The organism is Leucobacter sp. USCH14, from assembly GCF_037619215.1.
GTDB lineage: Bacteria > Actinomycetota > Actinomycetes > Actinomycetales > Microbacteriaceae > Leucobacter.
In genome coordinates this window covers 76410-100014 of record NZ_JAQPZP010000011.1, presented here as the reverse complement: position 1 = coordinate 100014, position 23605 = coordinate 76410, and the positions used below count along the sequence as shown (strand labels likewise).

Sequence of the window (23605 nt, the reverse complement as noted above, 5' to 3'; positions counted from 1 at the left end):
CGGCCTCCGAGCCGGGTGCGGTTCGCGCGCGCCGAGCGCAACGAACAGCCCCATCCGTTCTAGCGACGAGCCCGGCCAATACACTACGACGCGTTCAAAGTGGAGTTGCTCGTTACAGTCGTGCGTACTGGTCATCGGCGAACGGTCTACGAGAACGAAACTGCTCGAGGTCACTTAGCGCGCGCGTACTTCCGTCGCAGACCGGCGTTGGCTCAAGTGGTGATCGACGTCTGCTGGTACAGCGCCAATGCAGGTCGGCCTTCGACGAGCGTGTAATGGCTGGTCATGAGCGCGACGAACGGATCAGCTTCTCCCTCGCGTGACGCGCGCGCTCGATAGACGAGTGCGGCACTGCTACCGCTGACCGGGACGAGCTGCGCGTCCTCGATGAGGTACGACGACCACGGAGGCGCCGCGTTCAACGATGCGACGACACCGGGTCGGTCGAGCACCATCCCGTTCACGAGCACCATCACGGCATCGGGCGTCATGAGGTCGCCGTAGAACGAACCGCCCTCCGAGCGGCACAGTGCCGTCCACCCATCGTGTTCAAGGGTCAACAGGTGATCGATCGAGAGCGACTCGGATGACATGCATCGACGGTACCCCGGTCTTCTGGTTCCATCTACGGAAGGACGACATCACGTGCGCGGGTCAGTGCACCTCTACTCGGGCCGAGTCGATCCGCTCGCCTGTCGTGTGATCGAACAGGTGGACCCGGGACGGGGCAACCGGAGCGACGGTCACCGCATCGCCGATCTGCGGATGGTCGCGCCCGTCAACGCGGACGACGAGTTCGGTGCTCTCGTCATCGAGCGACGTCTCCCCGTACAGGTAGCCGTCCGCGCCGAGCTCCTCGATGAGTTTCGCGCGCACCGAGAGCCCGGGAGATCCAGTTGTGGAGACGGCGAAATCTTCGGGCCGCACCCCGACGGTGACCGTATCTGCCGAGAGTCGAGCGCGCGCCTCGCGGGAGATGGGGACGGTGAGGTCGCCGATCCTGACACCATCGGCGTCGACCGTCGTGGTGAACAGGTTCATGGCGGGTGAGCCGATGAACCCGGCGACGAACGTGTTCACGGGAGTGTCCAGCAGCTCTCGCGGGGTTCCGACCTGCTGCAGCACCCCGAGCTTCATCACCGCGATGCGGTCGCCCATGGTGAGGGCCTCGGTCTGATCGTGCGTCACGTAAACCGTGGTGACTCCGAGCTCGCGCTGCAGGGCCGCGATGCGGGTGCGGGTCTGCACGCGCAGTTTCGCGTCGAGGTTCGACAGGGGTTCGTCCATCAGGAAGACCTGGGGTTCGCGGACGATCGCCCGCCCCATCGCGACGCGCTGGCGCTGGCCGCCGGAGAGCGCCTTCGGCTTGCGGTCGAGGTACTCGGTGAGATCGAGCTGCTCGGCGACCGCCTCGACGCGCCGCCGGCGCTCCTCCTTGCCGACCTTCGCGATCTTGAGCGCGAAGCCCATGTTCTCCGCGACGGTCATGTGCGGGTAGAGCGCGTAGTTCTGGAACACCATGGCGATGTCGCGATCCTTCGGCGACAGATGAGTGACCTCCGCATCGCCGATGATGATGCGTCCGTCGGAGATCTCCTCGAGGCCGGCGAGCATGCGCAGCGCGGTGGATTTTCCGCAGCCCGAGGGGCCGACGAGCACGAGGAACTCTCCATCGGCGATCTCGAGATTCAGGTTCTGCACCGCCGGACGGTCGGTGCCGGGGTATGACAGGGTGACGTTGTCGTAGGCGACGTTTGCCATGGCGCGTTTCCTTCCGTGGTTAACCGGCGATCGGGAGTTTCGTGTCGTTCTGCTCGTAGCGCGTGCCTTCGACGGTGACCCCCTGGCGGCGCGCGACGGCATCGACGATCAGTTGCAGGATCACGGTCTCCTCGAGCACGCGGGTCAGGCCCGCGTCGGTGTGCCGCACGCGCACGACCGTCACGTTCTCGTGCGCGAGAGCGGCGACCCGCTCGTCGCTCGCACCCGTGATCACGAGCACGCGCGCTCCGGCCTCGGCCATCTGCAGCACCACGTCGAGCTCGCGGCCGTCACCGATGGTGACGAGCATGTTCTTCGAGTCGATGACCTCGTGGGGTCCGTGCACGAACTGGAACGTCTCCCAGCCGGTCGCCGGGAGACGCACGGCTTCGCGCAGCATGAGGGCGCCTTGAGCGGCGGACGAGACGCCCATCCCGCGACCGATGAGGTCGACTGCGGCGATGTCGTCGAAGATCGGGGCGAGTGACTCGGCGAGGTCTCGGTGGTGCCTGAGGAGGTCCGCGACCAGTCGCGAAGCGCCGGTGACATCGAGGTCGCTCTCGAGGCCGGCGCTCTGCATGATGGCCGAGTAGGACAGGAGTGTTGAGAGGTAACCAGAGGTGTAGACGGGGGAATCATCGATGCCGCCGTATCCGACGACGAAGTCGCTCACCTCCGAGATCGCTGCTCCAGGAAAGTTGGTGATCGCGACGCGCCGTCCCGACCCGCGACCGCGCGCCGCCGCAATGGGTTCCGGGCTGCGCCCGGATTCCGAAACGATGAGGTAGTGGTCGCCCGGCTCGAAGTCGCTCGGGTAGGCAGCGACCTCAGACGCGGTGAGATTCACACCTCGAACCCCCTGCTGTGCGAGGGCGGCCACCAGAGCGTGGCCGGAATTGCTCGACGCGCCCATGGCGAGTACAACAACCGTGTCGCCGGCGTTCCAGCGCGGAAGCTCAGCGGCGGCCAGCGATGCGGCGATCGCCGGGGCTGCCATCGTGAGGAGCTCCGGCTGCTGGTGAATGGCCTGGTGGAAGGGAATGCGATCGGACAAGGGTTCTCCTGAGGTGGAATGCGAAACGGCGAGAGGAACAAGTGGAGGTCGGGACGTCAGCCCTTTACTGCGCCCGCAGCCAGACCACTGACGATCTGACGCTGGAAGATCAGTGCAATGACCAGCGGCGGGATGGCCGCGATCACTCCACCGGTGGCCACCAGGCCGAAATCGGTCGTGTACCGTCCCGCGAACTCTGAGATCGCAACGGGAATGGTCTTCGACGCGTCGGACGAGGTGAAGATGAGGGCGTACATGAATTCGTCCCAGGCGAGAAGGAACGCGAACATCACGGCTGCGAAGAGGCCGGGTTTCGCCGAGGGCAGGATGATGCGGAACAGTGCCCCGAGACGGCTGGTGCCGTCGATGCGCGCGGCGTCCTCGAGATCCGCCGGCACGGTCATGAAGTAGTTGCTCAAGATCCACAGCGTGAACGGGATGACGAGCGAGCAATCCACCAGGATCAGTCCGATCGTCGTGTCCAGCATTCCGAGCGAATTCAGAATCATGTAGAGCGGGATCAAGAGTGAGATCTGCGGCAGCATGTACGTCGTCAGGAACAGCACGAGGAACCCGCGTCGGAATGGGAATTTCAGGCGGGCGAACGCGTAGGCGCCGAAGATGCCGACGACCATGGAGATGACCACTGTGGCGACGCCGACGACGAGGGAGTTCATGAAGGCGGCACGGAATGAGGCGCCCACAGATGACGTGGGGTCGAAGAGTATCTCCTGATACCGGTCGAGATGTAGTTCGCTGGGCCACCAGCGCATGGGTTTCGCGACGATGTCCGCCTGCGTGGAGATGCTCGCGATCGCCAACCAGCCGAGCGGCGCGATGCACCCCACCGCGACGATGAGCGCCGCGAGGTACGTGAGCGCCTGACCGAGGATTCGACGATTGTGGTGCTGTTTCATAGTGTGCTCATTTCCGATCGGCGCAGCATCCGAAGGTAGGCCGTGGTCAGCACGAGGATGATGATGAGAACGAGGAACGAGATCGCAGACCCGAGGCCGTAGTTCTGCTCCGAGAACGCGGTGACGTAGGTGTAGTACGAGATGGTCTGGGTGCCGTTCGCGGGCCCGCCTCGAGTCATCGCGTAGATGATGTCGAAGACCTTGACTGCTTCCACGGTGCGCAGCACGAGTACCAGAGCGACGGAGGGCAGCAGCAGGGGGAGCGTGATGGAGAAGAACCGGCGGAAGGCTCCCGCGCGGTCGACTTTCGCGGCCTCGGTCAGTTCACTGGGAATCGAGGTCAGGCCGGCGAGGAGGAAGATGGCCACGAGCGGCGTCGTCTTCCATGCGTCGGCGATGATGACGAGGTTCAGTGCGGTCGTCGGGTCGGAGAGCCAGGCCTGGTAGCTGTCGATCACACCGAGGTGGCTGAGCACACCGTTGAGCGCGCCGTACTGCGCGTTGTAGATGCCTTTCCACATAGCAGCGTTCACGATGGTGGGCACGGCCCAGGGCAGAACGACCAGCGCTCGGAGGATCCAGCGACCGCGGATCTTCGCGTTGAGGAGGAACGCGATCCCGAGTCCGAACACCAGCTCGATCGAGGTCGAGACGAGCGTGAAATAGAGTGTGCGCCCGAGCGCGCCCCAGAAGCCGTTCGCGCTCAGGGCCTCGATGTAGTTGCCGAGGCCGACGAAAGGAGTATCGACCGCAACGGCGGAGGTCACCTCGAAGAGCGAGATGAGCAGCGTGCGGCCCAGCGGATACAGGATGACGCCGAAAACGGCGAGGATCGCGGGGAGCAACAACCAGAAGGCGAGTCGCCTCTCGCTGTCGCGCCGCTTCCTGCGTGGCGCCGATGCGGTCGATACTGCCATGAGGTCTTAGTCCTCCAACTCTGCGTTCGCAGCCTCGACGGCGTCATCGAGGGCTTCCTGCGGTGTCTTCTTACCGAGAAGCGCGTTTTGCAGCTCGACCTGAATGATCTGCGAGACGGTCGAGTAGTTCGGTACTGCGGGGCGCAGGATGGAGTCGGCGTAGGCCTCTTCCGACACCGCGAAGACTTCAGGATTGACGTCGATGACTTCCGGCTTCTCGTAGCTGGCCTTCCAGCTCGGCTGCGATGAGTGGACGTATTCCTCCTGCGTCTCCTCGCTCGTCATGTAGTCGATGAATTCCCACGCAGCATCCTGATTCTTCGAAGTGGCCGTGACCGAGTACGCCATGGCGCCGTTCACGCCGGGCCGAGCACCGCTCGGGCCCTGCGGCGTCGCCAGGACGCCCGCAGCGTCGGCGATCGTGGAGATCTCCGGATCCTGGAGATCTCGCATGGTCGAGTCCCAGTTCAGACCGAACGCCGTCTCGCCCTGGGCGAGCGCCTTCGACACGTCGTCCTCGAGGAACGTGGTGGAGGCGGGGTTCGTGAGTCCGTCGTCGATGGTCTGCTTCATCCACTCGAGGGCGGCGACTCCCTGCGCATTGTTGATGATCAGTTCACCATCGTCATTCGTGAACTCTCCGTCGAACGCCCCGAGCAGCTGTGCGTAATCGCAGATGAGCGCCTCGGCCTGCGCCCAGCTCCATGCGATCGGATACTCGCTGATCCCCGCCTCTTTGATCTTCTCGGCCGTCGCGAGTACGCCGTCCCAGGTCTCCAAGTCCTCCGGCGTGGCGCCCACTTCGGCGATCATCTCCTCGTTGTAGAAGAAGAGCTTCGTCGACGGGCCGTTCGGCACGCCGTAGAACTTGTCCTGGTACGCGGCCGTCGGAATCACCCCCGACAGAAGTTCGTCCTCGGCCGCGCCGGGGAACTTATCCCCGAGGTCCGCGATGATCCCCTTCGACGCGAACTCCGCGGGCCAGATCACATCGATCAAGACGACGTCGTACGTCCCGGCGGGGGCCGAGGTCACGATCTTGTCGTGCAGGGCTTCGTACGACACGAAGGTGGGGTTGACGGTGATATCGCCCCCGTTCTCCTCTTCGAAATCGGCGATGATCTGCTTGTAGTCATCCTCGGAATACCCGGCCTGCTTCATGAAGAGCGCGTTGATCTCGCCGGTTCCGTCGCCCGCGTCACCACCGCCACCGCCACCGGTGACGCTGCAGCCGCTCAACGTGAGACCTGCGGCTGCGACACCAGCGATGAGGCTTCGTTGCAATCGCTTGAGGTTCTTGCCTTTCATGAATTTCTCCTTTGATTTTCGGTGTAGGTCAGATGAGGGTTCGAGCGAGGGCTATGGCTCCGGCGACGGGCTCGTCGTGCAGCACCACGAAGGGCAGGTCGATCCCCTGGTCTGCCAGGGCTCGCGCGAGCTCACTCTGCAGGAGCGGCTGCGCGGTGACGACGCCGCCCGCGGCGACGATGGCATCTGCTCGAGCCTGACGCCCGAGCACATCTCCGACGCTCGTCGCCAGCTCGTCGGCTGCAGCGCTGATGACCCGGCGGGCCAAACGTGAGCCCTCGGTTGCGGCGGTGAAGATCACGGGAGCGGCCTTCGCCCAGCGATGCATCGTCGCGCGGTGGGTGAAGATGAGAGAGAGATCGTCGACGGTGTCAGTCGCGAAATGCTCCATGAGCCGGCGCGCAAGGAGGCCGGGGCGTCGGCCGGTATCGTGCTCTCGCTGCACCGCGCGCATCGACTCGCGAGTGATGCCGGGTGCGCTTCCCGGATCTCCGATCATCCATCCATAACCGCCCGCAGTCAGGTGTTCTCCCGCTGGAGTGCGGCCGACCACGATGGAACCCGTGCCGGCGATGATGCCGACGGCGTCGGTGAAGCCGGCCGCTGGTCCCACGAGCAGCGCGTCATTGAGTACGAGGAGCGGGCCGACATGATGTTCCTCCAGCGCTTCTCTGAAGGCCCGTATCTGCGCTTCGGAATCACAGCCGTGCGCGCCCACGGCCAGTGCGGCGTGCTGATCCGCCCCCAGTTCGTGCGCGTGGGAGAGAAGCGCTTTGGCACCCTCGCGATCCCGAAGCCCACTGGGGCCGAGCCACTCCGAGGTCGGAAGCCTCGCATCTGCGACCTCGGTCGAAATGGAGTCCGCGACGCGCACCCGTGTGTTGGTGCCGCCGATATCGATGCCAATGAGCTTCATTGCTAACCTGGAGTTACTTATCTGTCAGAGTGAAAAGAAGGTGGTCTGAATCTACCGCTGCCCGCTCGAGCGCGTCAAGTCACGGAGATCGCATGCGCCTGTTTTTGCTCGACGTCAAGGCGCCGAACGCGTCTGGCCGTAAACTGACGCCCATGTACGACCACCATGCGACGCCGCCCGCCGGTACGCAGGAGTGGCCGGCGAGCACGAGCGTAATCGCGGCGTCCAATCAGGGAGCGCTCGTCGAAGCACTGCGCCAGCGCGGAGCCCTCTCGAAGATGCAACTGAGCGAACTCACCGGGCTCAGCGCGGCGACTGTGAATCGTGTACTCAAGGGACTGATCGAACACGGCTTCGTCGCTCAGGCGGGCACGGAAGAATCCACAGGCGGTCGGCCTCCTGTGCTCTTCGATGTCGTACCGACGGCTCTCGTCTCGGGGGCGGTGCAGGTTCGGCGCGATGGGATCACGGGAGCTCTCGTCGGGTTCAACGGCGAGATCATCGAGCGCTTCGAGCGAGAGTTCGATGCTTCCGGGCCGGGCGAGGGCCCTCGTGCGCTGCACCGCATGATCACTCATCTCGCCGAGCGTTGCGCCGCGCTCGACATCCCGCTCCACGTCATCGGCGTCTCGGTCGGGGGCATTGCGAGCCCGAGCGGAACAGTCACGGGCCTGAACCCGCGATACTGGCCGGAAGCGACGCTCACCGAGTTGGTCGGCGAGCATGACGTTCGCGTCGTCGTGGAGAACGATGCGAACGCACTCGCGCTTGGCGAGCTGTACCGAGGGGTGGGGCGTTCCAGCCGTCAGTTCGTCGCATTGGTACTCGACCGGGGTCTCGGATCTGGAATCGTCGCCAATGGAGAACTGGTTCGCGGTGCCCGATTCGCGGCCGGCGAGGTCGGCTACCTGCTCATCGATTCGGATTCCCTCACGACACCGCCGCAGGGGCGCGGGGAGCTCGAGAGCAAGATCGATCCTGTCGCGGTTACCGGCGCAGCGCATCAAGCGGGAATCGATTCGGCGCATCAATTGACCGCAGCCGAGATCGTCTCGAGGGAATCCGCAGGGGATCAGCGAGCGGCACCGGTCGCGTCGATGGTGCTCGATATGCTCGCTCGCGGTGTGGCCGCCCTCGTCAGCATTCTCGACCCGGATGTCGTCGTCCTGGGAGAAGGACTCGACAAACGCGCGGACATCGTGATCCCCGGTCTTCGGAAGCGGTTGGAAGGCAGAATCCAGTTCGTTCCTGAGATTCGCACGGCGTCGCTCGGTGCAGATGCCGTGCTGCTCGGCGTGGCGGAGACGGCCCTGCGTGCGGTCCCTGGGCCCGTGAGGATCTCCCGATCCGTGTGACCTCGGCTTCATAGACGGCGGAATACTCGCCGACGTGAGTGTGGGAAGGATTGAAGAAAATCGTCCCCGGCGCAGAAAGGTCAGCCTTGCCCAAAGCCGTGACTCTTATCCGCTCCTCCTCGCTATCCGACACCGCTGAGTACGCGTATGCGGCGACCGCGCCGGCTGATGCCCGGCTGATTTTCCTCGCGGGCTCGTGTCCGCTGAACCGTGACGGGTCAACCGCGGGCGTCGGCAGCTTCACTGACCAAGCGGCGAAATGCGTTGAGAACATGGAGATCGCGCTCGCCGAGGCGAACGCTGAGATCACCGACGTCATCAGCACGCGCGTGCTGGTCGCGTCTACGCGCCAAGCGGATCTGGTGGCGGCATGGGAAGTCATCCGAGACGCGTTCGGCGAGCACGACGTCCCGAGCACGCTTCTCGGAGTGACTGTCCTCGGCTATGACGACCAGCTCGTGGAGATCGAGGCAGTAGCAGCTGTCCGCGATTGAACGAGCCCGGCAATCAGCGGTGCTCGAGCGCGAGCTTCGCCCCGAAGCCAGGTGGGACTGCGTTCCGGTGACGAACGAGCGCATCAAACCGGGACCGACCGGTAGGCAATCTGAGGCGCTGCGCGGAACGCCGCAGCGCCCGCGAATGAGTGCGGAGCAAAGCACGAGCGTCGTATCCAGCTCGGGAATGGCGATGAGGATCGGGGCCCGGTGCATCTTCGCACGTCTGCGTGGGAGGTCAACCCCCGCGCGGGAGGCGACAGGATCGCCGAACCTGGAGGTGCGTGCTGCGAGTTGGGCGGGCGCATCCAGCATCCACTTCGAGGTCAGGAGCATGGAAATGAACACTCGGAACACCCCCGAACATGCCGACGGTGCTGCAGCGGTCGCAGCGGAGCGCGGCCCGACTCATCGAGAGGAGGTGCTCGACCGGGAGAAGGAGCAGTTCGGCGGGATCAAATGGGGATCCGCATTCTTCGGTTGGCTGACTGCCATGGGTACGGCGGTACTCCTGACCGCGATCCTCAGCGCGATCGGCGCAGGGGTGGGGCTCGGCGCCACGAACGGCGACGTGGAGAACGCCGCCGATGAGCTCGCGTCGAACGCCGACACGGTGGGAATCGTCGGAGCGATCGTGCTCGCCGTGATCCTCTTCGTCGCCTACTTCTGCGGCGGATACGTCGCCGGGCGCATGGCGCGCTTCTCGGGAGCCAAGCAGGGCATCGCCGTGTGGGTGTGGGCCATCGTCATCGCGGTGATCGTCGCCATCGTCACGGCCATCGCCGGGGCCCAGTTCAACGTCCTCGGAAATCTGAACGGGTTCCCGCGCATCCCGATCGACGAGGGGACGTTGACCGTAACCGGCATCATCACCGCGATCGCCGTCGCAATCGTGAGCCTCGCCGGCGCGATGCTCGGCGGAGTGTCGGGAATGCGCTTCCATCGCAAGGTCGACCGCACCGGTCTCGGCCGCTGACCGCCGCTGACTGCCCCGGACCATCGGCCTCACGTCATCTGATCGAAAGGACGTACCATCATGATTGATTCCGCATCCACCAACAGCCTTTTCGACGCGAAGGTGTTTGACGTCGACGGGGAGAAGATCGGCTCCGTCAAGCAGGTGTTCGTCGGCCCTGACGGCGGTGAGCCGCTGTTCGTCAGCGTGGCGACCGGCCTGTTCGGCACCTCCGAGACATTCGTGCCGCTCCGAGACGCGACGTTCGACGGAGAAGCGATGCGCGTCGCCTACGACAAGGCCACGGTGAAAGACGCGCCTCGGATCGACGCGGATGGATCGCTCTCCGACGACGAGCACGACCGACTCTGGGAGTACTACGGCGACGAGCACGATGACCGGGATGACCGGGATGGCCGGGCTGACGACCGTTCTGCGCCGTCCGATGCGAACGGGGCGGTGCGGGCCGAGCATGCGGCCGCGCCGAAGTTCGTCACGGGGCGGGTGCCGCTGCGCAGGCATATCGTCACCGAGGTGCGGCACGGAGACTCGCCGGAGCACGGCGCGACGGGCGTCTCCCGCTAGAGGTGGCGCACCATCACTCGTTCCGCTCCGACTGGCGGGTATCGCGCGCTCCTCCCACCTCCTCCGGCAGCTCGTCGATGGGAACGAGCACGATGTCCTCCACCTTCCAGTCGAGTTCGATGCACCCGTCGCGCGCCTCCAGCAGCTGCTGCACGGTCGGCGATTCGCCGGGTCGGGGCACGATGAAGGACTCGACGTGGAAGACGTGGCCCTGATCCCGCACCCGTGATCCCACTTCGGCCGCCCACGGAAGATCGCGGAGATAGTCGTCCACCTTCTGCGATACCGGGTGGGGTTCGCCGTCGTCGAAGGTGGTCGCACGCGTGTCCATGAGGTCGGTGATCGCGGCGCGCAGGTTCTTCACGCCGTCCCACACGATGCTGACCGCGATGAACAGCGCCGCGGCAGCATCCGCCCACCACAGGCCGATGCCGATGCCGGCGACACCGACGATGGATCCCACGGCCGTCATCCAGTCGGCCTTGTTCATGTCGGCGTCGGCGTACAGCACCTTGTCGTGCAGTTCCTTCGCGAGCTTCATCTTGACCCGTCCGAAGTAGATCGGCAGCGGGATGGTCAGCGCCATGACGATCATCATGAGCCACCCGAGCCAAATGGGGTTGCCGAAGAGCACGATCGAACCGATGGGTGGGTGCTCCGCGGTGATGAGCCCGGAGAGCGAATCGATGATGAGGAAGGCGCCCATGGCGAAGAGAGCGACCCCGGCGACCAGGTGCGCGACGCCCACGCTCCTGTGGAAGCCGTAGGGATACTTCTCGGTGGGGCGCTTGTTCACGATGCGCACCGCGATCAAGAACGCGATGGGCGGAGCGAGGGAGAGGAGATCCTCGATCCACGCCGCCTTCATCGCCTGCGAGCTGCCCATGACGAGGAAGACGAGGGTGATGGCGACGGCGAGGAAGATCAGCGTGTAACGCTCGAAGCGGATCGCTCTGCGGAGTGCGGAGGCCTGGGCAGGGGGAAGCTCGGTGCGCCCGAAGTGCGTGGTCATGCGGTGGCCCCCTCCGCGAGCAGGAATCGCTCGAGAGCGACGAGGAACGCGTTCTCGCCCATGCGCACGATCATGACGTGCTTCTCGCGAGCTCCTTCGTACTCCTCCTCGGCGTACGGCACCGTGAGCGCACCGTAATCGACCCACGGAGTCTGATCGGTGAAGCCGCCGATGACGACGTCGAGCTCCCCGCGCTCGAGCGCTTTCAGCAGCCGCTCCTCGCCGCCTTCCGTCCACTCCGTCTCGGCGTCGATGCTCTCCGCGAACTCGCGGATCAGTTCGGGCTCGGTTCCCCCGGGCTCCTCGCCCTCCGCGGTCTCGACCCACGGCGGCCTCTCCGAGACGCCCACTCGCAGGGTGCCGCCGGTGACCCGGTCGAGCGTGCCGTCCGGGTCGGTGGGAATCGCCATCGAGCAGCCCGTGAGCAGTGCCACGCAGGTCACCGCGAGAAGACTCCGAAATCGACGCATACCCGACCATAGGAACAGAGCGACGACGATTTCAACTCCCTCCACTTTCACCGCAGACCTCGTACGATGAGCAGATGAGCGATATTCGTCAGAGCACGGCCGCCGTCATCTACAACCCGATCAAGGTCGACGTCGACGTGCTGCGGAAGGAGATCGTCCGGGCCGCCGCCGACGCCGGGTGGAACGAGCCGATCTGGCTGGAGACCACTGCCGAAGATGCCGGCCAGGGCATGGTCGAGGAAGCGAAGCAAGCCGATGTCGATCTCGTGATCGCCGCCGGAGGGGACGGCACCGTGCGGGCGGTGGCCGAGGGGCTCAGAGGATCGCAGATCCCGCTCGCACTGCTCCCGTCAGGCACGGGCAACCTGCTGGCCCGCAATCTCGACCTGACGCTGAACGACATGCCGGGATCCGTCACCGCAGCGTTCACCGGAAAGGATCGGCCGATCGATCTCGGCGTCATCGACATCGAACGCGAAGACGGCACGCGTGAGCGGAACGTGTTCGTCGTCATGGCGGGCATGGGCATCGACGCGAAGATGATCAAGAACACGGACGACGACCTCAAGAAGCGCGCGGGATGGTTGGCTTATCTCGGTGCGATCGTGAAGTCCCTGCGGGATCCGGCCGAGCTGCACCTCCGCTATCGACTCGACGAGGGTCGGACGAAGCGAGCGACCGCGCACACGGTGATCATCGGGAATTGCGGATCTCTTCCCGCCAACATTCTGCTTCTCCCCGAAGCAGTCGTCGACGACGGCCAGTTCGACATCTTGCTGATCCGACCCGGCGGCCTCCTCGGCTGGATCCGTGTCTGGGCGAAGATCGCCTGGGTGAACGGCATCGTCCGCCGCACCAAGTCGGGCCGAGCGCTCGCCGGGGAGCAGAAGGACGACGGCGATCTCAAGTACCGTACCGGGAAGCGCTTCGTTGCGCGGCTCTCGCGCGCGGAGGAGATCGAACTCGACGGCGACGGCTTCGGCAAGGCGGCGGCGTTCAACGCGTGGATCGAGCCGGGCGCGCTCACGGTTCGCGTTCCCGGCGACGACCGCTGAACGCGTGCGCTCTCGTCGTCGCCCCAGGGCGCACTCCGGCGCGGCATCTCCTCGGGCCCGAAGCGTCACGGTCGGCGACCTGACCTTCTCGATCGTCGGTGCAGAGACGCAGGCGCAGGCGCCGGCGACGTCGCGAACCCGCTACGTGCTCATTCACGGCATCGGAACATCGCACCACTACTTCGCTGGGCTGCACCGGGAACTCGCGCGCACCGCTGACACGTGGTCGGTGGACCTCCCCGGGTTCGGCGGTACGCCGAAGCCCGCGGCATCGCCGACCGTGCACGAGATGGCCGCGGCGCTCGGGGTGGTGCTCGATCACTGGGGCGGCCCGCCCTACGTACTGATCGGCCACTCCATGGGAGCGCAGTGGGCGGTGGAACTCGCCCGCGTGCGGCCCGATCTCGTCGCGGCGGTAGTGCTGATCGGCCCGGTCGTGGATCGGGCGCACCGTTCGCTGCGCGCCCAGTTGCTCGCGTTGCTCATCGATGCCTGCAAGGAGCCGCCCCGCGTGAACACGCTGGCGGTCATGGCGTACCTCCGGTGCGGGCCGCGCTATTTCCTCCGTCAGGCGAAGCAGATGAAGCGTTACCGCACCGAAGCGGCCGTGTCGGACCTGCGCGTGCCGATCCTCGTGCTCCGCGGTGCGCGGGATCCGGTCGCCGGTGCTCGATGGGCGCGGGAGCTCCGCGACACCGCGCGCGCGGGCAGCCTCGTCACGGTACCCGGCCGCGCCCACGCCGTGCACGCCACGGCTCCGCGCTCAGTGGCCCGGGCCGTACGCGCCTTCGCGCGCGAGCGCGTCACCGATGGCACGAGCTTCGGCGGCGACGGCCCGCCGCTGGCGCACGCGTGACGAAAGCCCGTACAGTCTGCGTATGACCGACGTGAACGGTGACGGCCGCGCCGAATCGACGAACGAGCGCGCCGACCGCAACTGGAACGAGATCCTGCAGGAGCTGCGGGTGGCGCAGACCGGTACGCAGATCCTCGGCGGGTTTCTGCTCGCGCTCGCGTTTCAGCCGCGGTTTCAGGAGCTCGATCGGTTCCAGCTGACGCTCTACCTGGTGCTCGTCGCTCTGGCGGGCATCGCCGCTGTACTCGGACTCGCGCCCGTGACGCTGCATCGCACGTTCTTCGGGAAGGGGCGCAAGCCCGAGATCGTGCGTCTCGGCGGCCGCCTGCTCTCGGCCGACCTCGTCGTGCTCGCCCTGCTCGCAGCGGGGGTGACGGCCTTGGTCTTCGACGTCGCGGTGGGACGCACCGCTGGCTTCGTGACGCTCGCGATCGGCGTCGTGGTCGTGGTCAGTCTCTGGAGCGTGCTGCCGCGCCTCGTATTCCGGCGCGGCAGCGGCCCGGACCCTCGGGGCCCCGCAGACGACATGTGATGCGTCAGAGCTGATCAGTCGGGGGTATCCACCGTGATGTGGTCGAGGTCGTCGCGCTCGCCGCCCTCGTCCCGGCTGTTGCGATCGGCTTCCTGCTGCGTCTCGAAGGCGTCTGCACCCTCGTCGTCGTCGAGCTCTTCGTCGGATGCCGGGTCCGAGGTCTTCCCGTCCAGCTTCGCATCGCTATTGGGCTTGCCGTTCGTGCTGTCGAGCGGCCCCGGATCGCCGGCGCGCGGCGGATCGGCTGCGTCAGGCCCCGTCTGGCCCACACGATCGGCGGCCTCGGGAACCGAGTGCTCCACGGAGTCGGGCGATTCGGCTGTCGGGTGTGCTGCGTCCTTCGATGTCATGATGTACGACCTCCTTCCCGAGCGACGGTACGCGAGGTCGGCGCCTCGCGGATCGGGGTTGTCGTCGCGGAGCGCTGCTGGTAACGGCGGGCCGAGTCACCGCTACGCGGCGGCGGTCTCCTCAGCGTCGCGAGCCGGTTCCGCGGCGCCGCCCGACGCCCACCGCAGATACGAGACGTAGGGATCATCATCGGGGAGCGCGGTCTCAGTCGGAGCTGATCGACGACGGCCGAGGCCGAAGAGCGCGGCGAGACCGGCGAGCCGCAGCGGATGCTGCTCCCCGGTTCCGGTCCCGGGCTCAGTCGGGGGCGGGATCACGGGGTGCGAGCGGGCGGTCGCCGACAGCGAGACCGCAGTGGCGGCCGCGACGGGGGCGGCTGAGGCTGAGGGTGACGCGGGTCGAGCGCGGAGCGGCTCGGTCACAGTGAGCTCCTTTACGGGCTGATGGGGAAGAGCGAGGAGTCGGTGCGATTCAGATCGGCAGTGGATCGAGGACCGAGGTCGTCGGGCCGATCGGCCGGTGCGTCTGCTCGATCGCCTCCTCGACGAGCGCCCGAGCGCTGCGCCGTGTACGGAGTGCTCGGCGCTGCCGCTCGGCACCGGTGCCGTTCGTGAAGACGTCGTCGATCATCTCCGAGACGCGCTCCAGGTCTCCCGCTGCTGCGAGCGCGGGCGCGATATGCGCGAGCAGGGCCTCCATCGCGACGTCGGGATCGCACGGCTGCCCGAGGATCGGGTTCAGCAGGGGCCCGGAGACCCCGTGCCGGCTCGCCGACCACATGGCGAGACGCAGCACCGAAGTGGGAAGAGGGTCGGGCGAGAAGCCCGCGCGCCACTCATGGGAGGCGATGGTCACCAGGGCCCGGATGATGCCGGCGATCGCAACGGAATGCGCCGCCTCGAGGCAGACGTCGGCGACGCGCACTTCGACGGTCGGGTAGCGCGCGCTGAGGCGGGCATCGAAGTAGATCATGCCGTCGTCGACGAGCACGTCGGTCGCGAGGAGTTCGTCGACCGCGCGGTGGTAGTTCGCGGATGACCCGAAGGTATCGTAGGCGCCGGCCGTCGGCCACCGGCTCCACACCTGATAGCGCTGGCTGGCGTACCCGCTATCGGCGCCGTTCCACATCGGCGAGTTCGCGCTCAGAGCGAGCACGAGCGGCAGCCAGGGACGAATGCGGTCGAGCACCGCCACACCCTCGGCGTCGTCGCACACTCCCACATGCACGTGCAGACCGCACGTCAGCTGTTCGCGCATCATGCCCTGGAAGCGCTCCTCCATCTCGGAGTACCGGCCGGAGACGGTGAGTTGCGTGGTGCCCGCGGTGGCGCTCGTCGCCATGGCGACGGCGCGCAAGCCGAGCTGCTGCGCGGCCGCGTCGGCGAGCGCCCGGCCCGCAGTCACGCTCTGCGCGAGATCGGCCAGCGAGGTGTGCGGGATCGAGATGACCTCCATCTGCTCGCGCTTGCTCTCGCGCTCGAGATGAGTGACGCGGGCCGCTTCCGGCACCAGCGCGGCGACGTCTGCGGAGGCGGCAGCGGCGAGTACGAGTTCGACGGCCGGGGCCGGGCGGCCGGTGCGCGGGTCGACGAGCAGCAACTCCTCTTCGACTCCGACCGTGCGAAGGGCTTCGCGTTCGCGGCTGTGATCCGGTGGGATACGCATGCCATTCTCCTTCTGAACTGCCGCGGCAGGGGATCCCCGCAGCGCGGCTCCTGCATGCATCAGCGTATGAGCGGGCGTCGCTCGGCGATAAGCCCTTGACGAAACGCGGCTCGTAGGGCACTCCCTCGCGCGAGTGCTACGAGGTGCGCAACCACCACGCGATCAGGATCATGGTGACGAGCGCTCCCGACGCGTAGTTGAGCCAGATGAAGCGACGCCACGCGCGGTTGGTGCGGCCGGAGTCATCGTCGGCGACCCGTGCGTACGGCGCGCAGTTCACCAGGTACGGGATGGCGACGACGGCCGCGAGCGAGCCCGGGAACGGCGTGAAGAGCATGAGGGCTCCGGCGAGGGCCCAGAGCGCGAGGGCGAGGCGCACGGTCGGCGCTGCGCCGAGCACGGTCGCGATCGATCCGATGCGGGCCTCGCGATCCGGCACGACGTCCTGCACCGCACCGAAGGCGTGCGCCGCCATGCCCCAGCAGAAGAAGGCGAGCAGGATCAGCCAGAGCTCGGGGGTGAACTGCGCGCCCGCCGCCGTGAGGCCGACGATCGCGGGGCTCACGAAGTGGGTGCTCGACGTCGCGGAGTCGAGGAAGGGGCGCTCCTTGAACCGCAGCACGGGTGCCGAGTAGGCGACGACCGCGAAGGTGCTCACGGCCAGGGCGAGCCACGAGCCCGGCCCTCCCGCGATGGCGAGCACCGCGAGGAACGGGACGTTCGTCAGCACGGCGAGCCAGAGCATCGGGCGATGGTACTTCGGGGCGAGCAGGGCCCCCTCGATGCCGCCCTTCCGCGGGTTGTTGATGTCGGAGGCGTAGTCGAAGACGTCGTTGATGCCGTACATGGCGAGGTTGTACGGGATCAGGTAGTAGAGCGCGCCGACGATGAGCAACCAGTCGACCTCGCGCGTGGTCAGCAGCATCGCCGCCGCGAACGGGTAGGCCGTGTTGATCCAGCTCACCGGCCGCGAGGCGACGAAGGCCTGACGCAGCAGCTGCGCGTTCCAGCCGGAGTGCTCACGCGTGCGCATCGGAAGCGTCCTTTCGCGTCAGCCGGGTCCAGAGCGCCGGTGCGAGGAGCGCGGCGGCGATGGGGTAGCTGAAGTCTTCGACGGGAACGAGGCCGACGGTCGGCCCGAGGGTGTGCCCATGGCCGTACGAGAACAGATCGGCAGCGATCATCAGCGAATCGAAGACGGCGGTGAGGATCGCGAGAACGACGATCGCAATGCCGGTCGCGGCCCACTGGCGCCGTGCCGCCCTTCGCTCGCGCCACGGCGTCAGCGCGAGCGCGGCGAGGAGCGCCGCGGAGAGGAACGGGATGCTGATGAGGAGGTAGGTCATCGATCCTCCGCTCCGGCCCGGCGTCGCTCCGACCGATGCTCGATGATGCGCACCGCGCCCGTGAAGATCACCATGGTGCACAGCACGAGGAAGGCGAGGAATACGGGCTCCTCGATCGGGAGCTCGTGCGCGATGAGGATGCCGGTCATGCCCTCGCTCGCACCCATCTGGAACACACCGGTCAGAATCCCGACGAGATCCCAGGCGAGGAGGAAGAGCACGCCGACGATCGTCACGACGGTCGCCGCGCGCCAGTCGCGCCAGAAGAAGAGCCGAAACCGCGCGTCGAGCAGCAGCATGCACGCACTGGCGCCGAGGAGGCAGACGAGGTAGACGACTCCCATCTCAGCCGCGCTCCGGTGCGCGCGCCGGCTCGGGCGCATGCGTCGGCAGCGGACCCGGGGAGTGGTCGCCGCGAATGCGCTTCAGCACGAGCTCCGCGCTGATGAGGCACATGGGAATGCCGACTCCCGGCGCGGTCGTCGCGCCGGCGTAGTACAGGTTGTCGACCCGCTTCGAGCGGTTCTGCGCCCGGAACATCGCGCTCTGGCGGAGCACGTGCGCCGGTCCCAGCATGCCGCCGCTCCAGGAGTGGTAGTCGTCGACGAAGTCGCGCGGGCCGATGGTCTCGCGCACGACGATGCGCTCGCGCAGGTCGGGAATGCCCGCCCACGTGCTGATCTGGTCGATCGCGGCGTCGGCGACCCGTTCGACGACCGCATCGCCGGCGCCGTCGGAGCCGCCGCGGCCGATTCCGGGATCGGCCGGCACGGGCACGAGCACGAAGAGGTTCTCGTGCCCCTCGGGCGCGACTCCGGGGTCGGTCTCGCTGGGCTTGCACACGTATGACGATGCCGGCGTGGGAATGCGCCGCGGCTCATCGAAGATGTCGCTGAAGTTCCGGTCCCAGTCGCGCGTGAAGTAGAGCGAATGGTGGGGGAGCTGCGGCAGCGCCCCGCGCACGCCGAGCAGCACGAGCACGGCCCCCGGCCCGCTCACCTGCTTCGACCACCACGCATCGGGGTACGTCCGCGCCGCCTCGGGCAGCAGCTGCGTCTCGGTGTGGTGCAGGTCGGCGGTCGACACGACGATGTCAGCCCGAAGCCGGTGCTGCTCGCCGTCGGCGCCCCGCCATCGCACGGCCCGCGCCGTGGACGAGAAGCCCGCACCGCGGTCGGCGCCGTTCGCGCCCGGGCCGGGCGATCCCGCACCGACCTCGATCTCCGTCACGTCGGCGTCCAGCACGATCCGCGCGCCCGCCTGCTCCGCGAGCGCGGCGAGGCGCTCGACGAGCGCGTGGAATCCGCCCATCGGGTACCGCACGCCGTCGTCGAGGTCGAGCGCGCTCATCAGGTGGTACATGGCCGGCGCGTCCTTCGGATTCGTGCCGAGGAACACCGCGGGGTAGCCGAGCACCTGGCGCAGCACGGGGTGGCGGAAGCGCTGCGCGACGAAGGATCGCAGCGAGGTGCCGAGCAGCCGGGCCAGGCGCGGCAGTGCGCGCAGCACGGGCGAGACGCCGAGCGCGCGCAAGCGCGTGAACGGGTTGTAGAGGAAGTACCGCTCCGCCATCACGGTCGTCTCGGCGGCCGAGTCGAGGTAGGCGTCGAATGCCGGCCCGCTCTGCGGCTCGAGGCGCTCGAACACCGCGCGCGCGGCGTCCCTGCCCGCGGGAATGGTGACCGGCTCGGGCAGCGCTCCGCCCGCCTCCGGTTCGCTGAAGACGCGGTAGCCCGGGTCGAGCAGACGCAGATCGAGCTGCTCCTCCGTCGACGTGCCGAGCATCGCGAAGAAATGGTCGAAGACGCCCGGCATGAGGTACCAGGAGGGGCCGGTGTCGAAACGGAAGCCGTCGCGCGACACGGTGCCGGCGCGGCCGCCGACTCGGTTTCCGCGCTCGAGCACGGTCACCGAATGTCCCTCCCGCGCGAGGAGTGCCGCGGTCGCGAGCCCCGCGATGCCGCCGCCGATGATGACGGTCTCGAGGGCGGTGGTGCTGGTTCCGGTGGGGCTTGTGCCGGTGCTGCTCATGGGTGCCTCGCTCATCGTGCTTCGGTCGCGGTGCGGGCGATGGATCGCGCGATGATGACGGACTTCTGCCAATCGGGCACGCGCACCCTGCGAGCGTACAACTCGTCGATCGATGTGCGCGAGATCCGTCGACTGAGCGCCGAGAAGAGGTTCAGCGCGCAGCGCACCGCCGTTCGGGCGTCCTTGGGCAGCAGCGGGAGCACCGCACGGGCGTCGGCGAGTTCCGCCTCGATGCGGCGCACCCAGTCGATGCGGTCGGCGTCCGTGAGACGCTCCTGCGTTGCGAGGTAGCTGCGCCCGAGGCGCGCGGTGTCATCGGCGAGATCGCGGAGGAAGTTGACGTTCTGGAACGCGGCTCCCAGGCTGCGGGCGCCCCGCTCCAGGCGATGCTGCTGGAGGGCGTCGAGGGAGCGGTGACGGGTGAAGATGCGCAGGCACATGAGTCCCACGACTTCGGCCGAACCGTAGACGTAGACGCCGTGCTGCTCGGCATCGAACCCGCGCAGCCTCCCGTCGTTCGCACCTGCGTCGGCGTCAGGGTCGGGGCCGGCGCCGTCGTCGCTCGGCGCCGGAAGATCCGCGCGCATCGAAGCGAAGAAGGGAGTGACGAGCGAGGCGTCGATGCCCGCGGCGCGCGCCGTCTGCGCGAAGGCGTGCACGATGAGGTCGCTCGAATACCCCGAGGTGATCGCGCGAGCCACCTCGGCTTCGAGGCGCTGCAGGGCCGCCGCCTGCTCGTCTCGCGTGAGCCCGGCGCCCTCGGTAACGCCGTCCACCAGTTCGTCGGCGACACGGACCAGCGCGTAGACGTTGCGCACGTGCGAGCGGTGCCGCCTCCCGAGCAGTCGGGTCGCAGCGCCGAACGACGTCGAGTAGCTGCGGATCACGACGGCGGAGGCGCGCGTCGCCGACCGCGAATACCGGTCGAGCGGGGAGCGGGCCCTCACGAGCGCCGCCCATCGAGGCGCTCGGCGAGCGCCGCGAGCGTGCGCCGTGCGGCGTCCGGGAGTCCGGAGGCGGGATCCGCCAGCGTCTCGTGCAGCGCGCGCATCTGATCGTCGATCAAGCCGTGCACGAACGCCTCCGCCCCGCAGTCGCGCAGGATGCTCCGCATGCGCTCGCCCTCCGCGTTCGTGAGCGAACCCGTGCCGAAGGACGGCTCGATCTCAGGCCAGGCGCTGGTCATCCGAGCCGCCGAGATGACGGCGGTCTCCTTGCCCTCGCGCAGATCCGAGAATGCGTCCTTGCCGTGCGCGGCGGGGTCTCCGAACGTCGAGAGCACGTCGTCCTGCAGCTGGAAGGCGAGGCCGAGGTGCGCCCCCGCCGTTGCGAGTGCGGCATCGGTCGCAGGGGAGTCTGCGCCGGCGAGGATCGCGGCAGCGCGCAGCGGCAGCTCGAACGTGTACGTCGCGGTTTTGAGTCGGCACATCTCGAGCACGGTCGCAGTGTCGGCCACCACGGTGCCGTCTTCGAGCCCGATGTCGAGCTGCTCCCCGACCACGGACTCGGTGATCGCGTGCGAGAGGAGGTCGAGGAGGCGCGTTCGCACAGCGTGCTCGGCATCGATGCGTGCGAAGATCTGGTGCACCTCGGCGAGCAGGAGATCGCCCATCAGAATGCCGCAGCTGCGCGCCCAGTGCAGTCGCTGCGGAGACGGGGGCGACGACTCGGACTGCTCGTCATGCGCCAGCAGGCCGACGAGGTTCAGGGCTCCCCGGCGGGTCAAGTCGCCGTCGAACACGTCGTCGTGCAGCAGGAACGAGGCGTGCAGCAGCTCGATGGCAGCGGCGATCTCGATCGCCGCCGATGGAACGGCGCTCTCCGTCAGCGCTCCGAACACGTCGAGCATCAGGCGCGGCCGGATGCGCTTGCCTCCCGCGACGCGCTCGCCGCAGATCTTCCAGAGCTGCGCGAACGCAGGGTGGTACGCCTCCGCTTCGCGCGTTCGTCGCGTGAAGACGTCGGTGATCGCGAGGGTCACCCGGGCGGTCTCGTCTGGAGGGGCAGCGGTGCCGGGCACCGGGCGCCTTTCTCGCAACTCGTTCACGCTGCCCCCGCTCATCATGTAGAAATCTTGATTACTCACCCAGAAAGTGATCAACTTCAGGATAATATTCTGCTGTGACGAAAAACAAGCGAAGCGAGGAGACCGACGTGTCGCCGTCGCTCGCCGACCCCGCGGCGCTGTACCGCCTCGATCACTCCGACCCGAGCTCGGAGCTCATCGACCGCGCCGGGCTCGAAGACGAGGACCTGCAGCAGATCGCACGGCTCATGGAGGCGCTGAGAGCGTTGCGCGAGGCCGAGGAGCGTCTCTCGGAGGCGTCGCTGAAGTACATGCGGTTGAGCAGCGTCGATATGCGCGCTCTGCACTTTCTCATCGTCGCGGGCAACACCGATGTGCTGCCGACGCCGGGCGCGATCGCCGCCCATCTCGGAATCTCGAGCGCTTCGACGACGAAGCTGCTCGACCGTCTGGAGCGCGGCGGGCACATCTCACGTGAGCGGCACCCCGAAGATCGGCGGGCGCTCGTGATCCGCATCACCCCGGATACCCACGAGGCTGCGAAACGCACGGTCGGTCAGCAGCAGGCGAACCGCTTCAACGCGGCCGCGCGTCTCGCGCCGCATGAGCGGGACGTCGTCGAGCGCTTCCTCAGGGACATGACCGCCGAGATCGATGTCAGCGGAATCGCCTGGGCCGAGGCGGCCGAGCACGACACTGCGGAGGGCGCCGCATCCGAATGATGCGACGCCCTCCGCAGCGATCATGCCGGGCCGAAACCCGTCCGCTCAGTGCTCGCCGAGGGCGACGGCGAACTCGTTCGGCGTGTGGTCGAGCTCGACGGTCGCGGTGATCTCGCCGGTGGTCAGATCGACTGCGTGCACGGAGTTCGCCGCGGGCTCCGTCACGTAGGCGATGTCGCCCCCGGTGCCGGCGATCGCGGGGTGCGCGTCCTGCCACTCGGTCGGGCCCTCCCAGGCGTCGATCACGGGGAACTCGTCGACCAGCTCGCCGGTCTCCGGATCCAGCACGTGGATGGAACCGTCGGTCGAGAGGATGTACGCGAGATCATCCGGCCCGCGAGTGACGTCGCGGAAGGTGTAGCGCACGTTCTCGGGCAGGTCGACGACGTTCAGTTCTTCGGTCGCGGTGTTGATGAGCGCGACCGAACCGAGCAGGTAGCCCTCGGCGTCGGGGTCGGACTTGTAATCGCCGACCACGATCGGGCTCGTCTCCGAGACGAAGGCGTTGCCCATGCGGCCGTACTCGTCCGGAGCCTCGAGCTTCGTGAATGCGCCATCGGTGTAGAGCAGTGCGCCGTTCTCGCAGCCGAAGACGACGGCCTCGTCGGCCGCGGTGCCCTCGCCGTGGATGCCCGGGCACTGGTCGCTCGAGGCGACCTCGTCCCAGTGGTCGTCGTGCGCGTGCAGGGCGACTGCGCCCGAGCGCGACGTCTCGTCGCCGACGGTGGTCACGAGCGTGCCGTCCTCGAGCTGGATCGAGACACCGTGGTGCGCGTTCTTGGAGGTGTGCGTGATCGCTTCGGGGAGCTCGCCCTCGACGTGCGCCAGGTCGTGAGTGTCGAAGATGGTGGTCTCGCTGGCTCCGTCGTCGTAGAGCACCGTCTTGCCGGCGTGTCGCACGACGTGTCCCGGGGCTGAGGAGGGGACGACGAGGTCGGTCAGGGCGGGCTCCGCGGTATCGAGCAGCTGGAAGCCCTGCGACGTCGAGACGAAGACGTGCCGGCCATCGCCGGCGGCGTTCAACCGCGTGAACTCTTCGCTTTCGAGCTCCTCGACGAGTTCGAGGGTCTCGCCGTCGAGCACGGCGATGCCGCCCTCGTACGAGACGGCGACGCGCTGATCGCCTTCGTGCGCATGCTCTTCGCTCGAGGAGTTCGCGGGCGACTCGTCGGCCGCCGCATCGTTCGCCGCGTTCGAGGAGCACCCGGTCGCGAGCAGCGCGATCCCGAGCAGCGCTGCCGGCGCGCCGTATCGGAGGTGTCGTCGGGTCATGGTGT

The 23605-nt window shown here is 67.4% G+C and carries 27 protein-coding genes; 8 read left to right on the top strand and 19 right to left on the bottom strand.

Annotated elements, in window-relative coordinates:
* Positions 1 to 212: 212 nt before the first annotated feature.
* The 7 genes from PQI23_RS11580 to PQI23_RS11550 form a co-directional block, all read right to left on the bottom strand.
* Positions 213 to 593, bottom strand: coding sequence for a nuclear transport factor 2 family protein (locus PQI23_RS11580; RefSeq protein WP_339974670.1), 381 nt, complete (start codon positions 591 to 593; stop codon positions 213 to 215).
* A 61-nt stretch (positions 594 to 654) separates the two neighbouring features.
* On the bottom strand, positions 655 to 1761 hold the full coding sequence (locus tag PQI23_RS11575) for an ABC transporter ATP-binding protein (protein WP_339974668.1): 1107 nt from the start codon (positions 1759 to 1761) through the stop codon (positions 655 to 657).
* Between the two features lie 19 nt (positions 1762 to 1780).
* On the bottom strand, positions 1781 to 2815 hold the full coding sequence (locus PQI23_RS11570; protein WP_339974666.1) for an SIS domain-containing protein: 1035 nt from the start codon (positions 2813 to 2815) through the stop codon (positions 1781 to 1783).
* Between the two features lie 56 nt (positions 2816 to 2871).
* Positions 2872 to 3732 (bottom strand): carbohydrate ABC transporter permease, encoded by an 861-nt coding sequence (locus PQI23_RS11565; RefSeq protein ID WP_339974664.1) that lies wholly within the window; start codon positions 3730 to 3732, stop codon positions 2872 to 2874.
* Positions 3729 to 4649, bottom strand: coding sequence for a carbohydrate ABC transporter permease (locus PQI23_RS11560; RefSeq protein WP_058593688.1), 921 nt, complete (start codon positions 4647 to 4649; stop codon positions 3729 to 3731). The genes PQI23_RS11565 and PQI23_RS11560 overlap by 4 nt, the downstream gene beginning before the upstream one ends.
* A gap of 6 nt (positions 4650 to 4655) precedes the next feature.
* Positions 4656 to 5957, bottom strand: a complete 1302-nt coding sequence (locus PQI23_RS11555; RefSeq protein WP_339974661.1) for an extracellular solute-binding protein — start codon at positions 5955 to 5957, stop codon at positions 4656 to 4658.
* A 28-nt stretch (positions 5958 to 5985) separates the two neighbouring features.
* Positions 5986 to 6873, bottom strand: coding sequence for an N-acetylglucosamine kinase (locus PQI23_RS11550; protein WP_339974656.1), 888 nt, complete (start codon positions 6871 to 6873; stop codon positions 5986 to 5988).
* Between the two features lie 152 nt (positions 6874 to 7025).
* Here PQI23_RS11550 and PQI23_RS11545 point away from each other — a divergent pair, with 152 nt between their 5' ends.
* The 4 genes from PQI23_RS11545 (at position 7026) to PQI23_RS11530 (ending at position 10262) form a co-directional block, all read left to right on the top strand.
* The gene (locus PQI23_RS11545) at positions 7026 to 8228 is read left to right on the top strand and encodes an ROK family transcriptional regulator (RefSeq protein WP_339974654.1); all 1203 of its coding nucleotides are present in this window, start codon (positions 7026 to 7028) and stop codon (positions 8226 to 8228) included.
* An 86-nt stretch (positions 8229 to 8314) separates the two neighbouring features.
* Positions 8315 to 8722 (top strand): RidA family protein, encoded by a 408-nt coding sequence (locus tag PQI23_RS11540; protein WP_339974674.1) that lies wholly within the window; start codon positions 8315 to 8317, stop codon positions 8720 to 8722.
* Between the two features lie 340 nt (positions 8723 to 9062).
* Positions 9063 to 9698, top strand: a complete 636-nt coding sequence (locus tag PQI23_RS11535) for a hypothetical protein (RefSeq protein WP_339974652.1) — start codon at positions 9063 to 9065, stop codon at positions 9696 to 9698.
* 60 nt (positions 9699 to 9758) lie between these two features.
* A complete protein-coding gene (locus PQI23_RS11530; protein WP_339974651.1) occupies positions 9759 to 10262 on the top strand; it encodes a PRC-barrel domain-containing protein in 504 nt (167 codons plus the stop codon).
* 13 nt (positions 10263 to 10275) lie between these two features.
* Here the strand turns inward: PQI23_RS11530 and PQI23_RS11525 are convergent, their stop codons facing one another.
* Both PQI23_RS11525 and PQI23_RS11520 read right to left on the bottom strand, forming a co-directional pair.
* Positions 10276 to 11274 (bottom strand): cation diffusion facilitator family transporter, encoded by a 999-nt coding sequence (locus tag PQI23_RS11525; RefSeq protein WP_339974649.1) that lies wholly within the window; start codon positions 11272 to 11274, stop codon positions 10276 to 10278.
* The gene (locus tag PQI23_RS11520; RefSeq protein WP_339974647.1) at positions 11271 to 11717 is read right to left on the bottom strand and encodes a transporter substrate-binding domain-containing protein; all 447 of its coding nucleotides are present in this window, start codon (positions 11715 to 11717) and stop codon (positions 11271 to 11273) included. The genes PQI23_RS11525 and PQI23_RS11520 overlap by 4 nt, the downstream gene beginning before the upstream one ends.
* A 101-nt stretch (positions 11718 to 11818) precedes the next feature.
* Here PQI23_RS11520 and PQI23_RS11515 point away from each other — a divergent pair, with 101 nt between their 5' ends.
* Genes PQI23_RS11515 through PQI23_RS11505 form a run of 3 tightly spaced genes read left to right on the top strand, consistent with a single transcriptional unit; the run spans position 11819 to position 14187 of the window.
* Positions 11819 to 12799, top strand: coding sequence for a diacylglycerol/lipid kinase family protein (locus tag PQI23_RS11515; protein WP_339974645.1), 981 nt, complete (start codon positions 11819 to 11821; stop codon positions 12797 to 12799).
* Positions 12800 to 12803: 4 nt separating this feature from the next.
* Entirely contained in the window at positions 12804 to 13655 is an 852-nt protein-coding gene (locus PQI23_RS11510) for an alpha/beta fold hydrolase (protein ID WP_339974643.1), read from the top strand.
* 22 nt (positions 13656 to 13677) lie between these two features.
* Positions 13678 to 14187: a DUF6328 family protein gene (locus PQI23_RS11505; RefSeq protein WP_339974641.1), complete on the top strand. Its 510-nt coding sequence runs from the start codon at positions 13678 to 13680 to the stop codon at positions 14185 to 14187.
* Between the two features lie 14 nt (positions 14188 to 14201).
* Here PQI23_RS11505 and PQI23_RS11500 read toward each other — a convergent pair whose 3' ends face one another.
* The 9 genes from PQI23_RS11500 to PQI23_RS11460 form a co-directional block, all read right to left on the bottom strand.
* Positions 14202 to 14537, bottom strand: a complete 336-nt coding sequence (locus PQI23_RS11500; RefSeq protein ID WP_339974639.1) for a hypothetical protein — start codon at positions 14535 to 14537, stop codon at positions 14202 to 14204.
* 102 nt (positions 14538 to 14639) lie between these two features.
* Positions 14640 to 14960 (bottom strand): hypothetical protein, encoded by a 321-nt coding sequence (locus PQI23_RS11495; protein WP_339974637.1) that lies wholly within the window; start codon positions 14958 to 14960, stop codon positions 14640 to 14642.
* A gap of 49 nt (positions 14961 to 15009) precedes the next feature.
* Positions 15010 to 16203, bottom strand: a complete 1194-nt coding sequence (locus PQI23_RS11490; protein WP_339974635.1) for a carboxylate-amine ligase — start codon at positions 16201 to 16203, stop codon at positions 15010 to 15012.
* 136 nt (positions 16204 to 16339) lie between these two features.
* Positions 16340 to 17236 carry a prenyltransferase gene (locus PQI23_RS11485; RefSeq protein ID WP_339974633.1) on the bottom strand — a complete coding sequence of 299 codons (897 nt, stop codon included), beginning with the start codon at positions 17234 to 17236 and terminating at the stop codon, positions 16340 to 16342.
* A complete protein-coding gene (locus PQI23_RS11480) occupies positions 17223 to 17549 on the bottom strand; it encodes a lycopene cyclase domain-containing protein (protein WP_339974631.1) in 327 nt (108 codons plus the stop codon). The genes PQI23_RS11485 and PQI23_RS11480 overlap by 14 nt, the downstream gene beginning before the upstream one ends.
* A complete protein-coding gene (locus PQI23_RS11475; protein ID WP_339974629.1) occupies positions 17546 to 17893 on the bottom strand; it encodes a lycopene cyclase domain-containing protein in 348 nt (115 codons plus the stop codon). Before PQI23_RS11475 ends, PQI23_RS11480 begins: the two co-directional genes overlap by 4 nt.
* A 1-nt stretch (position 17894) precedes the next feature.
* Positions 17895 to 19580: a phytoene desaturase family protein gene (crtI, locus tag PQI23_RS11470; protein WP_339974627.1), complete on the bottom strand. Its 1686-nt coding sequence runs from the start codon at positions 19578 to 19580 to the stop codon at positions 17895 to 17897.
* A gap of 11 nt (positions 19581 to 19591) precedes the next feature.
* A complete protein-coding gene (locus PQI23_RS11465; protein WP_339974625.1) occupies positions 19592 to 20527 on the bottom strand; it encodes a phytoene/squalene synthase family protein in 936 nt (311 codons plus the stop codon).
* On the bottom strand, positions 20524 to 21666 hold the full coding sequence (locus PQI23_RS11460; protein ID WP_339974624.1) for a polyprenyl synthetase family protein: 1143 nt from the start codon (positions 21664 to 21666) through the stop codon (positions 20524 to 20526). The genes PQI23_RS11465 and PQI23_RS11460 overlap by 4 nt, the downstream gene beginning before the upstream one ends.
* 35 nt (positions 21667 to 21701) lie before the next feature.
* Here PQI23_RS11460 and PQI23_RS11455 point away from each other — a divergent pair, with 35 nt between their 5' ends.
* Positions 21702 to 22328 (top strand): MarR family winged helix-turn-helix transcriptional regulator, encoded by a 627-nt coding sequence (locus PQI23_RS11455; protein WP_339974622.1) that lies wholly within the window; start codon positions 21702 to 21704, stop codon positions 22326 to 22328.
* A 45-nt stretch (positions 22329 to 22373) separates the two neighbouring features.
* Here the strand turns inward: PQI23_RS11455 and aztD are convergent, their stop codons facing one another.
* Entirely contained in the window at positions 22374 to 23600 is a 1227-nt protein-coding gene (gene aztD / locus PQI23_RS11450) for a zinc metallochaperone AztD (RefSeq protein ID WP_339974620.1), read from the bottom strand.
* Positions 23601 to 23605: the final 5 nt, after the last annotated feature.

Coding starts and splice junctions, on each gene's coding strand:
- PQI23_RS11580 (WP_339974670.1), bottom strand. CDS start 593: ATGTCATCCGAGTCGCTCTCGATCGATCACCTGTTGACCCTTGAACAC.
- PQI23_RS11575 (WP_339974668.1), bottom strand. CDS start 1,761: ATGGCAAACGTCGCCTACGACAACGTCACCCTGTCATACCCCGGCACC.
- PQI23_RS11565 (WP_339974664.1), bottom strand. CDS start 3,732: ATGAAACAGCACCACAATCGTCGAATCCTCGGTCAGGCGCTCACGTAC.
- PQI23_RS11560 (WP_058593688.1), bottom strand. CDS start 4,649: ATGGCAGTATCGACCGCATCGGCGCCACGCAGGAAGCGGCGCGACAGC.
- PQI23_RS11555 (WP_339974661.1), bottom strand. CDS start 5,957: ATGAAAGGCAAGAACCTCAAGCGATTGCAACGAAGCCTCATCGCTGGT.
- PQI23_RS11550 (WP_339974656.1), bottom strand. CDS start 6,873: ATGAAGCTCATTGGCATCGATATCGGCGGCACCAACACACGGGTGCGC.
- PQI23_RS11545 (WP_339974654.1), top strand. CDS start 7,026: ATGTACGACCACCATGCGACGCCGCCCGCCGGTACGCAGGAGTGGCCG.
- PQI23_RS11535 (WP_339974652.1), top strand. CDS start 9,063: ATGAACACTCGGAACACCCCCGAACATGCCGACGGTGCTGCAGCGGTC.
- PQI23_RS11530 (WP_339974651.1), top strand. CDS start 9,759: ATGATTGATTCCGCATCCACCAACAGCCTTTTCGACGCGAAGGTGTTT.
- PQI23_RS11525 (WP_339974649.1), bottom strand. CDS start 11,274: ATGACCACGCACTTCGGGCGCACCGAGCTTCCCCCTGCCCAGGCCTCC.
- PQI23_RS11515 (WP_339974645.1), top strand. CDS start 11,819: ATGAGCGATATTCGTCAGAGCACGGCCGCCGTCATCTACAACCCGATC.
- PQI23_RS11505 (WP_339974641.1), top strand. CDS start 13,678: ATGACCGACGTGAACGGTGACGGCCGCGCCGAATCGACGAACGAGCGC.
- PQI23_RS11500 (WP_339974639.1), bottom strand. CDS start 14,537: ATGACATCGAAGGACGCAGCACACCCGACAGCCGAATCGCCCGACTCC.
- PQI23_RS11490 (WP_339974635.1), bottom strand. CDS start 16,203: ATGCGTATCCCACCGGATCACAGCCGCGAACGCGAAGCCCTTCGCACG.
- PQI23_RS11485 (WP_339974633.1), bottom strand. CDS start 17,236: ATGCGCACGCGTGAGCACTCCGGCTGGAACGCGCAGCTGCTGCGTCAG.
- PQI23_RS11480 (WP_339974631.1), bottom strand. CDS start 17,549: ATGACCTACCTCCTCATCAGCATCCCGTTCCTCTCCGCGGCGCTCCTC.
- PQI23_RS11475 (WP_339974629.1), bottom strand. CDS start 17,893: ATGGGAGTCGTCTACCTCGTCTGCCTCCTCGGCGCCAGTGCGTGCATG.
- crtI (WP_339974627.1), bottom strand. CDS start 19,580: ATGAGCAGCACCGGCACAAGCCCCACCGGAACCAGCACCACCGCCCTC.
- aztD (WP_339974620.1), bottom strand. CDS start 23,600: ATGACCCGACGACACCTCCGATACGGCGCGCCGGCAGCGCTGCTCGGG.